The 12,734-nt window shown below is 54.3% G+C and carries 14 protein-coding genes and 1 pseudogene; 5 read left to right on the plus strand and 10 right to left on the minus strand.

Annotation, left to right across the window (positions count from 1 at the left end; all coding sequences use genetic code 11):
• Window positions 1–50: 50 nt before the first annotated feature.
• The 8 genes from sufE to LDK53_RS08525 form a co-directional block, all read right to left on the minus strand.
• Window positions 51–467: a cysteine desulfuration protein SufE gene (gene sufE, locus LDK53_RS08490; RefSeq protein ID WP_025757294.1), complete on the minus strand. Its 417-nt coding sequence runs from the start codon at window positions 465–467 to the stop codon at window positions 51–53.
• A gap of 14 nt (window positions 468–481) precedes the next feature.
• Window positions 482–1,702 (minus strand): cysteine desulfurase SufS, encoded by a 1,221-nt coding sequence (gene sufS / locus LDK53_RS08495; protein WP_047958366.1) that lies wholly within the window; start codon window positions 1,700–1,702, stop codon window positions 482–484.
• Window positions 1,699–2,970: a Fe-S cluster assembly protein SufD gene (gene sufD, locus LDK53_RS08500; RefSeq protein WP_225285440.1), complete on the minus strand. Its 1,272-nt coding sequence runs from the start codon at window positions 2,968–2,970 to the stop codon at window positions 1,699–1,701. Before sufD ends, sufS begins: the two co-directional genes overlap by 4 nt.
• Window positions 2,945–3,691, minus strand: a complete 747-nt coding sequence (sufC, locus tag LDK53_RS08505) for a Fe-S cluster assembly ATPase SufC (protein WP_225285442.1) — start codon at window positions 3,689–3,691, stop codon at window positions 2,945–2,947. The genes sufD and sufC overlap by 26 nt, the downstream gene beginning before the upstream one ends.
• A gap of 9 nt (window positions 3,692–3,700) precedes the next feature.
• The gene (gene sufB / locus LDK53_RS08510; RefSeq protein WP_225285444.1) at window positions 3,701–5,191 is read right to left on the minus strand and encodes a Fe-S cluster assembly protein SufB; all 1,491 of its coding nucleotides are present in this window, start codon (window positions 5,189–5,191) and stop codon (window positions 3,701–3,703) included.
• Window positions 5,192–5,199: 8 nt separating this feature from the next.
• Window positions 5,200–5,568 carry a Fe-S cluster assembly scaffold SufA gene (gene sufA, locus LDK53_RS08515; RefSeq protein WP_025757299.1) on the minus strand — a complete coding sequence of 123 codons (369 nt, stop codon included), beginning with the start codon at window positions 5,566–5,568 and terminating at the stop codon, window positions 5,200–5,202.
• 63 nt (window positions 5,569–5,631) lie between these two features.
• A complete protein-coding gene (locus LDK53_RS08520) occupies window positions 5,632–5,868 on the minus strand; it encodes a hypothetical protein (RefSeq protein WP_225285446.1) in 237 nt (78 codons plus the stop codon).
• Window positions 5,869–6,120: 252 nt separating this feature from the next.
• Window positions 6,121–6,627: a YbjP/YqhG family protein gene (locus LDK53_RS08525; protein WP_225285448.1), complete on the minus strand. Its 507-nt coding sequence runs from the start codon at window positions 6,625–6,627 to the stop codon at window positions 6,121–6,123.
• Between the two features lie 181 nt (window positions 6,628–6,808).
• On the opposite strand from LDK53_RS08525, the pseudogene LDK53_RS08530 reads away from it, so the two are divergent.
• Window positions 6,809–6,943 (plus strand): annotated as a pseudogene (locus tag LDK53_RS08530) (type VI secretion system tube protein Hcp); the annotation flags it as partial.
• 59 nt (window positions 6,944–7,002) lie between these two features.
• Here the strand turns inward: LDK53_RS08530 and LDK53_RS08535 are convergent.
• Both LDK53_RS08535 and LDK53_RS08540 read right to left on the minus strand, forming a co-directional pair.
• Window positions 7,003–7,734 (minus strand): MerR family transcriptional regulator, encoded by a 732-nt coding sequence (locus LDK53_RS08535; RefSeq protein WP_025757302.1) that lies wholly within the window; start codon window positions 7,732–7,734, stop codon window positions 7,003–7,005.
• A gap of 188 nt (window positions 7,735–7,922) precedes the next feature.
• Window positions 7,923–9,143, minus strand: a complete 1,221-nt coding sequence (locus LDK53_RS08540) for a diguanylate phosphodiesterase (RefSeq protein WP_225285452.1) — start codon at window positions 9,141–9,143, stop codon at window positions 7,923–7,925.
• 337 nt (window positions 9,144–9,480) lie between these two features.
• Here LDK53_RS08540 and ycgZ point away from each other — a divergent pair, with 337 nt between their 5' ends.
• The 4 genes from ycgZ to fdhF all read left to right on the plus strand — a co-directional run bounded on the left by ycgZ (window position 9,481) and on the right by fdhF (window position 12,694).
• The gene (gene ycgZ, locus LDK53_RS08545) at window positions 9,481–9,720 is read left to right on the plus strand and encodes a regulatory protein YcgZ (protein WP_024909397.1); all 240 of its coding nucleotides are present in this window, start codon (window positions 9,481–9,483) and stop codon (window positions 9,718–9,720) included.
• A gap of 4 nt (window positions 9,721–9,724) precedes the next feature.
• The gene (locus LDK53_RS08550; protein ID WP_045284951.1) at window positions 9,725–10,045 is read left to right on the plus strand and encodes a hypothetical protein; all 321 of its coding nucleotides are present in this window, start codon (window positions 9,725–9,727) and stop codon (window positions 10,043–10,045) included.
• Between the two features lie 29 nt (window positions 10,046–10,074).
• Entirely contained in the window at window positions 10,075–10,353 is a 279-nt protein-coding gene (locus LDK53_RS08555; RefSeq protein ID WP_023327185.1) for a biofilm development regulator YmgB/AriR family protein, read from the plus strand.
• A gap of 190 nt (window positions 10,354–10,543) precedes the next feature.
• Window positions 10,544–12,694: a formate dehydrogenase subunit alpha gene (fdhF, locus tag LDK53_RS08560; protein ID WP_225285460.1), complete on the plus strand. Its 2,151-nt coding sequence runs from the start codon at window positions 10,544–10,546 to the stop codon at window positions 12,692–12,694.
• The last annotated feature ends 40 nt before the right edge of the window (window positions 12,695–12,734 follow it).

Consider the following 12,734-nt stretch of genomic DNA (forward strand, 5'->3'; position numbering starts at 1 on the left):
AGCGAGGCGGGAACCACCTCGCGAAACAGAATGAATGCTGTTCTGTAAGTCTAGCTAAGGATTGCAGCTTTGGCGCGGATGGCGCGAATCATCGCTTCCAGTCCCTGAGCACGGGACGGGGTGAGGTGTTGGGTCAGGGCCATTTTTTCAAACCACGGACGGACATCGAACGCGACAATATCCTGAGCCGACATCTGGTGATAAAGAATGAAAACGACCGCAATAAGCCCTTTAACAATGGCAGCATCGCTGTCGCCGCGCAGTTCGATAGTGCCGTCATCCGACTGCGCCATCACAATCCATACCTGGCTCTGACAGCCCTGAATACTGTTCTCCGGGCAATGCGCCTCTTCGCTGAGCGGCGGTAAACGCTGTCCCAGCTCAATGATGTAGAGATACTTCTCTTCCCAGTTTGCGCAACGCGAGAAGTTACGCAGTAATTTATCTTTGTCCGGCAGATCTGCCATCTTTCGCCTCCTTGTTAGCCCAGCAGCTGATGGATGCGTTTTAGCCCCGCCACCAGCCTGTCGACCTCTTCCGTTGTGTTGTACATCACCAGCGATGCGCGGCACATTGCCGGAACCTGGTAAAACGCCATCAGCGGCATGGCGCAGTGGTGCCCGGTACGGACCGCTACGCCGTAATTATCGAGGAAACTGCCCACGTCATAGGCATGGTGTTTCCCGAGATTGAACGCGATCACCCCCTGCCGGTCAGCCGGGCCGTAAAGGGTCAGATCCGGTACGCTGGCAAGTTCCGCAAGCGCATAGTGCATCAGCAGCTGTTCATACTCCTGAATGGCTTCAAGGCCGATCGCCGAAACGTAAGTAACCGCCGCCCCCAGCCCAATAATGCCCCCGGTGTTGGGCGTACCCGCCTCAAAACGCCACGGCGCACGGGCGTAGGTGGTGCCTTCCGTCAGGCTAACGGTGGCGATCATTGACCCGCCCCCTTCCCACGGCGGCATCGCCTGCAGGATGTCTTCTTTCACATACAGCACGCCAATCCCGGTCGGGCCGTAGAGCTTGTGGCCGGAAAACACGTAGAAATCGCAGTCCAGCGCCTGGACGTCAACCGCGTGGTGCATCACCGCCTGAGCGCCGTCAATCAGCACCTTCGCCCCCGCCAGATGGGCCTTCTCGACGATCTCTGCGACCGGGTTTTCGGTCCCCAGCACGTTGGAAACCTGGGTGACCGCCACCAGCCGCGTGCGGTCATCCAGCAGGCCGTCAAGCAACTCAAGCTGCAGCGTCCCGTCAACATTGAGCGGGATCACCCGCAGCTGCGCCCCAACGCGCTCGCAGAGCATCTGCCACGGCACGATATTCGCGTGGTGCTCCATCTGGGTAATGATGATGTTATCCCCTGCGCGCACCTGGGCGTTGCCCCAGCTGTTGGCGACAAGGTTAATCCCCTCGGTTGTGCCGCGCACAAACACCAGCTCTTCGGGCGAGCGGGCATTGAGAAAGGCAGCCACCTGCGTGCGCACGTTCTCCATGCGCTGGGTGGCTTCCGCGCTCAGGGTATGGATCCCCCGATGCACGGCGGCGTAACCGTGGCGATAGAACTCCGCCTCCGCATCCACCACCTGATTCGGCTTCTGCGCGCTGGCGGCGCTGTCCAGATAGGCCAGCGGCAGCCCGTTGACTTCACGGGTCAAAACCGGGAAATCAGCCCGGACTTTCTCGACGGGAAAACTCATGCTTCGCCTCCAGGCAGACGCAGGCCAATACGGTCCAGCACCTGCTGTTTTAACTGACCATCGTGCAGCGCTTCCGTCAGTTCGGCGGCAAACGCATAGATAATCATCTTCTGCGCCGCCTGCTGATCAATACCGCGGGAACGCAGGTAGAACATCTGCTCGTCATCGATCCTTCCGACCGTGGCGCCATGGCTGCATTTCACGTCGTCGGCATAGATCTCCAGCTGCGGTTTGGTGTCCACCTCCGCCAGGCGGCCCAGGAGCAGGTTGTTATTGGTCATCTGCCCGTCGGTTTTAATGGCGTGCTGCGCCACGTTAATCAGGCCGTTAAACACCGCGCGCCCTTTGTCACTGACGATGGTTTTGTGCAGCTGGCGGCTGTTGCAGTAGCCCTTGTTGTGCTCAAGCCAGGTGCGCGTATCGCACACTTCTGATTTAACCGGCATCGCCAGGCTGTTGATGCGCAGCGTGGTGTTTTCACCGTTGAGCTGGGTGCTGGTGTTGTGGCGCAGCACCGCCCCGCCGAGCAGGAAGCTGTGGCTGAAAGCTGCGGCATCCTGAGCCAGCACAATATCATTATGGGCAAAGTGGTGACTCTGCCCATTCTCAAACGCCAGCTTGATGTGGTGAAGTCGTGCATTAGCGGCGACATTCATCGTCAGACGCGATCCGGTAAAGTGCCTGACCTCGTTAAGGCTGACGTAATGTTCGATTACCGTGGCCTCTGCCCCCTCCGCCAGTTCAAGATGATGGCGATAGTGCGCGGTATTGATTTCGTCACCGTCGAGCCCCTGGGTGATATGCAGCAGTAACAGCGGTTTTGCCGGGCGCAGGTTACGCTTAACGTGGATATGCGTCACGCTCTGCGCCAGGCTCTCGGTAAGATGCAGAAACACCTCCGGCTGCACGGGAGCCGCCAGGCTCTGGCGTTCATCATCAAGGGTAATCGTATAACCGCTCTCTTCAGCGCTGTCGCTCAGCTCAGGACGGAACTGCCCGTCAACAAACACCAGCCGCAGGGCATCAACGTTCAGTGCCAGCGCATCACGCTGGGCCGGGCTGATATCCGCCAGCCGAGAAACAAATTCGCCGTTCAGCAGGCCATCAAGCGGGGTGTATTTCCAGTTCTCATGCTTACGCGTCGGCAGGCCGAGGCGCAGCATCTGCTGCAGATGCTGCTGCGCCTGCTCAGAACGTGTCCCCCCCTGGGCTTCAAACAGCCGGTGCCACTGCTGGAGCGCATTACTGCTGTTCGGTAAGCCAGCCATACCCCTGCTCCTCCAGTTGTTTAACCAGCGTGAAATCACCGGATTTCACAATACGCCCCTGATAAAGCACGTGGACGTAATCCGGCTTGATGTAATCCAGAATGCGCTGGTAGTGGGTGACAATAATGAACGAACGCTTGCCGTCGCGCAGCGCGTTAACGCCATCGGCGACAATCTTCAGGGCGTCGATATCCAGACCGGAGTCGGTCTCATCGAGAATGCACAGCTCGGGCTCCAGAACCGCCATCTGCAGAATATCGTTACGCTTTTTTTCGCCGCCCGAGAAGCCGACGTTGACTGAGCGGGTCAATAAATCTTCCGGCATTTTGAGCAGCTTGATCTTCTCTTCCATCAGATCCTGGAAATCGAAGCGATCCAGAGCCTCCTGACCACGATATTTACGCACCGCGTTCAGTGCCGTCTGCAGGAAGAACTGGTTGCTGACGCCCGGGATCTCAACCGGATACTGGAAGGCCATAAAGATGCCCTCTCCCGCACGATCCTCCGGTGACATCTCCAGCAGATCTTTGCCGTTAAATTCGACCGAGCCGTGGGTGACTTCGTAATCTTCACGCCCGGCCAGCGTCGCCGAAAGCGTACTTTTCCCGGAGCCGTTCGGCCCCATAATGGCGTGAACTTCACCCGGTTTGACGTCAAAATTGAGGCCACGCAGGATGGTTTTGTCTTCCACGCTAACCTGTAAATCTTTAATGCTTAACATGTGCTTTCCTTAACCGACGCTGTGTTCAAGACTAATGGCGAGGAGTTTCTGGGCTTCAACGGCAAATTCCAGCGGCAGTTCAGAGAACACGTCCTTACAGAAGCCGTTGACGATCATCGAGATGGCATCCTCTTCGCTGATCCCGCGCTGCAGGCAGTAGAAGAGCTGATCTTCGCCAATGCGTGACGTCGTCGCCTCATGCTCCAGCTGGGCGGTGTTATTGCGACACTCGACGTACGGGAAGGTGTGCGCGCCGCAGTCTGCGCCAATCAGCATCGAGTCACACTGGGTAAAGTTTCGCGCATTGGTCGCCGTCGGCATGATTTTCACCAGCCCGCGATAGCTGTTCTGGCTGTGCCCGGCGGAGATACCTTTCGAGATAATGGTCGATTTGGTGTTTTTACCAATGTGGATCATCTTGGTGCCGGTATCGGCCTGCTGATGCCCGCTGGTGAGCGCCACCGAGTAAAATTCACCGATGGAGTTATCGCCGCGCAGGATGCAGCTCGGGTACTTCCAGGTAATGGCAGACCCGGTTTCCGACTGGGTCCACGACATCTTGCTGTTTTCACCTTCGCACAGCGCGCGCTTGGTGACGAAGTTCAGAATACCGCCGGTATTTCCGTCGCCCGGGAACCAGTTTTGTACCGTGGAGTATTTCACCTCGGCATCTTTATGGATGATGACTTCTACCACCGCCGCATGCAGCTGATAGCTGTCGCGGACCGGGGCGGAGCACCCTTCGATATAACTGACGTAGCTACCCTCGTCGGCCACCAGAATCGTGCGTTCGAACTGACCGGTTTTTTCCGCATTGATTCGGAAATAGGTCGAGAGCTCCATCGGGCAACGTACCCCTTTCGGCACGTAAATAAAGGTGCCGTCAGAGGCCACCGCCGCATTGAGCGCCGCGAAGAAGTTGTCGTTAGAGGGCACAACGCTCCCGATGTACTTTTTCACCAGTTCCGGATGATCGTGAATCGCTTCGCCGAAGGAGCAAAAGATTATCCCCTGCTCGGCCAGCTTGTCGCGGTAGGTGGTGGCCACCGAGACGGAGTCAAAGATAGCGTCCACCGCCACCTCTTTGCCCTCGCGAACCGGCACGCCCAGCTGGTTAAAGGCTTCTTCCACCTCTTTGCTGAGGAAGCTGTTTTCCGCACCGGTTTGCTGCACCGCGCCGGGCTGCGAGGCGCAGGTGTCATCACAGCTGCCGCAGGAGGGTGCAGAGTAGTAGCTGTAGTCCTGATAGTTCAGCTTGTCATAATGGGCTTTCAGCCAGTGCGGCTCTTCCATCTCCAGCCAGGCGCGGTAAGCGCTCAGGCGAAATTCCAGCATCCATTCGGGCTCGTTACGTTTTGCCGAGATCGCCCGAACGACATCTTCGTTAATGCCTTTCGCCAGCTCATCCGTCTGCAGCTGGGTGAAGAACCCCTCTTTATAGTTGAGGTGTCCACCGCTCCAGGTCTTTACTTCACTCGTTGCTTCAGTATTACGAGACATAGTACCGCCTATACCCCAAAGCTTTCGCCGCAGCCGCATTCGTTCTGGGCTTTCGGGTTATGGAATTTGAATAACTGGTTTAAGCCTTCGCGGACGTAGTCCACTTCGGTACCGTCGATAAACGGCATGGCCTGCAGTGCGACGAATAATTTTGCACCGTCCGTCTCAAACACCAGGTCATCTTTCTCGGGCTCGGTGACGGTGTCGAGAACGTAACCGAAGCCTGCGCAACCGGTCTGTTTGACCCCAAGACGCACACCGAGGATCTCGGGCTTTTTCGCCACCAGCTCGTGAATATGTGCCGCCGCCGCGGGCGTCAGCGTTAAACCGCGCCAGCTAAAATCGGCAGGATTAAAGGTTTCTGAATGCAGTTCCATAGGTCCACCTCATCTGATAAGCCATCAGGGCATAACACCATGTTAGTGATAACGATTATCACTTCAACCCTCTGTCAGCAGGGGCATTCGGCTAAACCGCCCTTTTTGCCTACTTTTATTAAGCATAGACCCTGTGGAAGGATGCAGGCAGGATGGATTTAATTGTTCAATGCATTGATTAATAATGTATTTTGTTGCAGCGGTGATGACAGAGAGGAGAAAAGTAAAATATGCATCGGAAATGCCTATTTTTGAGATAGCTTTTCTGACTTCTGTGAAAACAGGCAATTTTTTCGTCACGCTATTCTTCTTCTCGAGCTCACGTATTCGGGAAAAATGCCTGTTGATCAGAAATTCCCTATTCCTCAGGGCTTACAGCGGCACGAGAAGCTTAAATGGAAGGTATAAAAAACCCGCCGATGCGCGGGTTGAATGGTATCGGCACTGCATGGAGGATATTGCTGAAATCTTTGGGTGACGAGTGAATTGCAGTGCCCATACCACCAGAAAAAAGCCCCGGCATGCACCGAGGCTGGAAGAGTGTTTTACAGCTTAAAGCCCACTTTCTGCTGCAGCTTTCGCCTGGGTTAATGCTCCGGCATTAAATATTGGGTGCTCGTGATTATTCGTTATGTCACGAACGCGGTAGATTTTCCATGCATCATCTTCACGACGCAGAAATACTTCAAGGTGCGTAGTTCTCCCTCCACCGGCTCCCTCAATGACCTGCACTACTTCACCGTTTAAAAATGGCCTTGCGTTTTCCACTCGTAACGCAGGTATCCATTCGCGAGAATAATCCTGGGTATACGTAAAATAGTCAGACTCTATTAACTCTTGTTCATAGATTTCCTGAATGGCATCAATCCGGGCAATCGTATCAGCAGAAACATATTTACGCAGTTCATCGGCAGGATAAGGCCTGGCATCATCACTACCGAATGCGGAAAGATAGGATTTATAAAATGACTCGGTAGCGTCTTTCGCATCCTGATCATCACTGGCAGTCGAACTACATCCCACCAGCAACATAACGAATGAAAGAAATATCCTTTTCATCAATGCATCCTGTAAATTTTAAAGGGGGGTTACATTTTGAGATCGCCCCAGAGCGTGTGAACGGAGATACGAAACTGCAGCTTCTTTATTCCAACTCATTCTTAGTTCCTTTAAGTAAGTAAGAATAGAATTATTATATTAACCATTTATTCTACGTGGGATTAAAAGTGCTGTTTTCTAGAATTTTAAGCTGGCGGGGAACGATACAATGAATCACATTGAAAGTGTCAGCATTCAATATGAAAAAATCACCTGGAGAATTCTTGATGGTAATATTCAGTTTTCAGATGCATGGAATGAGCGTCGTACAAGTTGACTTATACGGTTCGGGGGGGTAATGAGGTTTATTCAGAAAAAGGCCCTTAAGGCCTCTGACTATGACTGATGAAATGAAACCGCAAATCCCTGCTCACGCCAGTGATCGAGCTGCTCCTGCTGGCGAGGGGTTGGGGATTTCCCCGTCCAGACGAAGATTTTTTGCCCGGGAAACAGTTCAGGACGCGGTGCATCAATCGGTTCCGCCAGAACGTCAATGTGCCAGCCCTTCTGCGATAAGCGCGCGGCTTCGAGCCACAAATGGGTGCGATCATCGCATTCCCAGCCAATCAGGAGCGCGTCTTTACCGGCTTTCTTGCGGGACTCCGCCAGGCTTGCAATCGCGAATTCAATCAGTACGCCATCAAACAGGCTCGCCATGTGGCGCACCGTGTTTTGATCTTGGTTCATCCGCTGGCGGACGGGAGAGAGAATATTGTCAATCAGCGCATCCATCGGGTGATCGCGACGAAACTCACCGACTTTGGCGCGCAGTTTTGCCGGACTGGCGTAACGCAGTACGGTCATCATCTCTTCCTGAAAGGTGAGCCAGTTGCCCTGCGTCAACACTTCTTTGTTTTCCAGCAAGGCTTTGACTTTGCCGACCGAAACGCCGCTCTTCATCAGGCGTTTGATCTCTTCAATACGCAGGATATCTTCATCGTCAAACTGACGATGACCCCCTTCGCTGCGCTGCGGCTTCAACAATCCATAACGGCGCTGCCAGGCACGCAGCGTAACGGGGTTGATACCGCATCGTTCGGCCACTTCGCCGATACTGTAATAGGCCATTAACTCCCTCACGCTCAGAACTTCCATACCTAACTACACCAACCTTATCAGATTGTACAAACCATTTGTATAATTAAGGCCACATTTTGCTCAGGTGAACGGGCGACGTTGCCCCTCACCTGTTAATACATTGTTGTATAAAATGTGCCTGTCGTACAGTTAAGTCCGTCGAAATGTGTACAACCTTATCAGATTTCGAATCTCTTCTCCGGCCACGCAATCGCCGGTATCCCGCCATGCCGGGGGCTGGCAAAAAGGTGCCCCTGGAACTGGGAAATGCCCGCAGACTCCAGCCACATCCACTCTTCTGCCTTCTCAACGCCTACCGCGCAGAACTGAATCTCAAGCGAGGCACAGCATTTAATGATCGCCTGAATAATGGCCTGTCGGGGGCCACTTTTGTGCACGTTCGCAACCAGATCGCGATTAATCTTAATTCTATCCGGCTGGAACTGAGCCAGCAGCTGCAGCCCGGCAAAACCAGCACCAAAGTGATCGATCGTCACGCTGATCCCCGCGCTTTTCAACTGCCTGACCGAATCCGTAAACTCATCAAAACGGGAAATGGCTTCGCTTTCGGTAAACTCCACCACAATTTGCTCGGGCACAAAGCCATTGGCTTCAATCGCGGTAAGCAGGAAATCCACGGCGTTGGGTATGTTAACCAGCGTCATGGGCAGCAGATTCAGGGATAACGCCTGGTTCTGTAACCCCAGGGCGCTGGCCATGGAAAGCGCGACCTGTTTGCTTTGCAAATCCGAGGCATACACTTCGTCACGCGGCCGGTTGGCAAAATAGACCCCAGGTGCGCCGCCGTCCGGGGTGCGGAGAAGCGCCTCCCAGGAGACGACCTGCTGCATAAACGGATCGACTATCGGCTGGAAGGCGAAGCTGCAATCCGCCCCTTTCGCGACCACTTCAGGTTGCGCGGACAAAGGTGTTTCTTCGGTGACAAAATCCCATGAATCCGCAGGCGGCAGTTCAAAGTAGTTCGATTTTTCAGTCGCTTCGATAAAGGTACGGAAAAACTGCAGAGGGCGGTCGTTGTACGTCAGCTGGTAACGGGTCGTTCCCCTGTTGAGCACCTGCTGCAGCACCTCATCCCTGTCGAACTGGCGTAAATCAAACAGCTCCATGCCCACGTTACCAAAACGCCGGACTGGACCGTGATCGCGCATTAACTCCACTACGTTATGGTGACGCGGGTCGTTACAGATCTGCTCATAGATGGAAGTTACCTGCTCCACCGGCCCTTCAAGCAGTTGAAAAAAATGAGTGCCGTTAAACAGCAGGATCCCCGTGACATTGGATTGCCGGTTTTTACGATTTGCAGCAGCGACCATGGCTTCCAGCGCTTTCACTGGAACGTCCTCGCAGATATGACTGCGGTAAATGATGGTTGTGAGCATGCTATTCCTGGGGTTAGGGTTTTGGCCACGAAAGACGTGGGTAATTTTCATTTATAGCACATTAATTGCCCTACAAATAATTTACATCTCAATCATTTACAGCAGTTAATGTGATTTTTTTCTCTGCTGTACAACTTACCAGCGTCAGAACTTTTTGTACAAAATATCCTGTAACGTTACCGCTTCGCGACAACTCTATAACTATATGATAATAAAATAATTTATAAAATATATCATAAAAAAATTCAAAATCTGTACATTTTAGGTGTACAGATTTTGAAATTGTGTATACCTTAAATGTAACGTTAGTGATTACAAAATTTTACAGGAGCGAAACATGCAGCAGAAAGGTTACGCCACAGATTCCGCAGCAGCGATCGCACAGTACTTCGAAAAGGCCGCCCTTCCGACCCAACAGGAGACGCTGGGTCAGGTGGTAGTAGAAATTCTCAGCGACGGGCGAAACCTGAATCGCAAATCGCTCTGTACCAAGCTGCTCAGCCGACTCGAGAAAGCGGATGGGCCGGAAGAGGAAGAGCATTACCACATGCTGCTTGGTCTGCTCTTCGAACGGTAAGGTTATGAACAGCAGTGACGCAGACAGTCTGATCGACAAGCTTATCGGTGAAGCCGTTCTCTCTCTGTTGAAAGAGCGGGGGCCTGTGACAACCGAAGGATTGCTACAGCGTCTGCGGGCGATGAAAGCCTGTGAAAAGGATCCCCGGCGGCGGGAGACACTTGCGAGGGTGATTGCCGACATCGGCTCTAACAATCTCGCCTTTACACGTCGCAGAACCGCACAAGGAAGAACGAGAAGAGAGGGACCTCTCAACGATAACAGAGACAATGTAGTGCCGTTATTTGGAAGTGGAAAACCGTCCGACCCCAAAAAAATACATTGACTGCAATTTAACAGCTACGGTGAGAACAAATGAGACAAAATATTCAGCTTCAACCCGAATACCACTCTGCTTTTTTAGACAGTGCGCTGGCGGAATATTTCCGTCACGCAGGCGATCGTTTTGCTGAAGAGTCCGCTATTTTTTCTACTGCAGTACGCTGTGTTCTGGCCTCCGAGGGTCACCTGTCTAATAAAGCGATCATCTTATGGCTTATTCAGACGCTGGAAGCCACCAACGACGTGGTTCAGGCGGACGTCATTCGTAAAACGCTGGAAATCGTGGTGGGTTACACGATGGACGATCTCTGAATTCCTGCCTGCCACGCCTCCCGACGTGTCATCGTCAAAACTGACGAACAGCCTGACGATGACACGTAACGCCCCGCATAACACCCTGTAATACCAGCAAAGCCAATCTGGCACGCTTCCTGCTTAAAGCCACGTACGGGACTGGGTTGTCCAGTCAACTTTGCTTCATTTCTTAACAGGTCTGTTATTGATGAAAAAGATCGCCAGCGTCTGCCCGTACTGCGGTGCAGGCTGTAAATTAAACCTTGTCGTAGAAAATAACCGTATCATCCGTGCCGAAGCGGCAGAGGGGGTAACAAACCAGGGCACCTTATGTCTGAAAGGATTTTACGGTTGGGACTTCCTCAACGATACCCGTCTGCTCACCCCACGCCTGACCCAGCCAATGATCCGCTACCACAAAGGCGAGCCATTCACCCCCGTTACCTGGGAAGAGGCTATCCGTTACACCGCTCACCGGCTCAGCAGCATTAAAGCGCAGCACGGACCGCGGTCAATTATGACCACCGGCTCCTCCCGTGGAACCGGCAACGAAACAAACTATGTGATGCAGAAATTTGCCCGTGCGGTGTTAAACACCAACAACGTGGACTGCTGTGCGCGCGTCTGTCATGGTCCATCCGTTGCCGGGCTTCAGGAGACCCTCGGCAATGGCGCGATGAGTAATTCCATCAACGATATTGAGAACTCAAAATGTCTGCTGGTGTTTGGCTATAACTGCGCAGACTCCCACCCTATCGTCGCCCGGCGCGTGCTGAAAGCGCGTGAAAACGGCGCAAAAATTATCGTCTGCGATCCGCGGCGCATTGAAACGGCGCGAATTGCCGATCAGCATCTGCAGCTCAAAAACGGCAGCAACATGGCGCTGGTGAACGCCTTTGGCTACGTGCTGCTGGAAGAGGAGCTGTACGACAAAAACTACGTTGCACGCTTTACAGAAGGGCTTGAGGCCTACCGGCAGACGGTAAAAGACTATGCACCAGAGCGTGTGGAACATCTCACCGGCCTCCCCGCCCGTGAGGTGCGTCAGGCGATGCGTACCTTCTCGGCGGCCCCTTCCGCTACCGTGATGTGGGGGATGGGCGTCACCCAGTTTGGTCAGGCCGTTGATGTGGTCAAAGGGCTCGCAAGCCTGGCGCTGTTGACCGGTAATCTCGGTCGCCCTGCCGTCGGCGTCGGACCGGTGCGCGGTCAAAACAATGTCCAGGGGGCATGTGATATGGGCGTGCTGCCCAATATGTTCCCCGGCTATCAGGACGTCACCGATCCGGCCGTTCGGCAGAAGTTCGCCGACGCCTGGGGGATTGACGCTGCGGCGATGGACGATCGGGTCGGGACGCGCATTACCGAAGTGCCGCACCTGGCGCTGGAAGGCAAGATCAAGGCCTACTACATCATGGGGGAAGATCCGCTGCAGACGGAGGCCGATCTCGGGCTGGTGCGCAGCGGTTTTGAAGCGCTCGATTTTGTCGTGGTTCAGGACATCTTCATGACCAAAACGGCGGAAGTGGCGGACGTTCTGCTCCCGGCAACCTCCTGGGGTGAACACGGCGGCGTCTTTACCTGTGCCGACCGGGGATTCCAGCGTTTCGGCAAAGCCATCGAGGCCAGCGGCAACGTGAAGCGCGACTGGGAGATTATCAGCCTGCTCGCCACCGAGATGGGTTACCCCATGCACTACGACACTAACCAGCAGATCTGGGATGAGATGCGCGAGCTGTGCCCGCTTTTCTACGGGGTAACCTATGAAAAAATGGGCGAGATGGGCCACGTGCAGTGGCCGTGCCCGACGCTGGATCACCCCGGCACTCCGTACCTGTACAAAGATAATCAGTTCGACACCCCAACCGGTAAGGGGCAACTGTTTGCCGCGCCGTGGCGCGCGCCGGCAGAAACGCCTGATGACGATTACCCGCTGGTGCTCTGTACGGTGCGCGAAGTGGGACACTACTCCTGCCGCTCCATGACCGGGAACTGCGCCGCGCTGCAAAGCCTGGCCGACGAGCCCGGCCGGGTGCAACTGAACCCTGCCGATGCGGACAAACTGGGCATTACTGACGGGCAGCTGGTCTGGGTGCGTTCGCGTCGCGGCAAAGTGATTACCCGCGCCAGCATCAGCGAGCGCATCAACGCCGGGGCCGTCTACATGACCTATCAGTGGTGGATCGGCGCCTGCAACGAGCTGACCCAGGATAATCTCGACCCCATCTCCAAAACGCCGGAAACGAAGTACTGCGCGGTGCAACTGGAAGCGATTGAGGACCAGCGCTGGGCTGAGGACTATGCGGCGTCTGCCTATCAATCGATGAAGACCCGGTTGATCAGCGCAGTGAATGTGTAAGTAAAAAGAGGCTCACAGTGTGGGCCTCTGACACATTGCG

The organism is Enterobacter sp. K16B (assembly GCF_020216105.1).
In the GTDB taxonomy this organism is placed as follows: Bacteria; Pseudomonadota; Gammaproteobacteria; order Enterobacterales; family Enterobacteriaceae; genus Enterobacter; species Enterobacter sichuanensis.

What these genes read in the sequence shown, in the direction of transcription:
- sufE (WP_025757294.1), bottom strand. Translation starts at nt 467, where the DNA reads ATGGCAGATCTGCCGGACAAAGATAAATTACTGCGTAACTTCTCGCGT.
- sufS (WP_047958366.1), bottom strand. Translation starts at nt 1,702, where the DNA reads ATGAGTTTTCCCGTCGAGAAAGTCCGGGCTGATTTCCCGGTTTTGACC.
- sufD (WP_225285440.1), bottom strand. Translation starts at nt 2,970, where the DNA reads ATGGCTGGCTTACCGAACAGCAGTAATGCGCTCCAGCAGTGGCACCGG.
- sufC (WP_225285442.1), bottom strand. Translation starts at nt 3,691, where the DNA reads ATGTTAAGCATTAAAGATTTACAGGTTAGCGTGGAAGACAAAACCATC.
- sufB (WP_225285444.1), bottom strand. Translation starts at nt 5,191, where the DNA reads ATGTCTCGTAATACTGAAGCAACGAGTGAAGTAAAGACCTGGAGCGGT.
- sufA (WP_025757299.1), bottom strand. Translation starts at nt 5,568, where the DNA reads ATGGAACTGCATTCAGAAACCTTTAATCCTGCCGATTTTAGCTGGCGC.
- LDK53_RS08525 (WP_225285448.1), bottom strand. Translation starts at nt 6,627, where the DNA reads ATGAAAAGGATATTTCTTTCATTCGTTATGTTGCTGGTGGGATGTAGT.
- LDK53_RS08535 (WP_025757302.1), bottom strand. Translation starts at nt 7,734, where the DNA reads ATGGCCTATTACAGTATCGGCGAAGTGGCCGAACGATGCGGTATCAAC.
- LDK53_RS08540 (WP_225285452.1), bottom strand. Translation starts at nt 9,143, where the DNA reads ATGCTCACAACCATCATTTACCGCAGTCATATCTGCGAGGACGTTCCA.
- ycgZ (WP_024909397.1), top strand. Translation starts at nt 9,481, where the DNA reads ATGCAGCAGAAAGGTTACGCCACAGATTCCGCAGCAGCGATCGCACAG.
- LDK53_RS08550 (WP_045284951.1), top strand. Translation starts at nt 9,725, where the DNA reads ATGAACAGCAGTGACGCAGACAGTCTGATCGACAAGCTTATCGGTGAA.
- LDK53_RS08555 (WP_023327185.1), top strand. Translation starts at nt 10,075, where the DNA reads ATGAGACAAAATATTCAGCTTCAACCCGAATACCACTCTGCTTTTTTA.
- fdhF (WP_225285460.1), top strand. Translation starts at nt 10,544, where the DNA reads ATGAAAAAGATCGCCAGCGTCTGCCCGTACTGCGGTGCAGGCTGTAAA.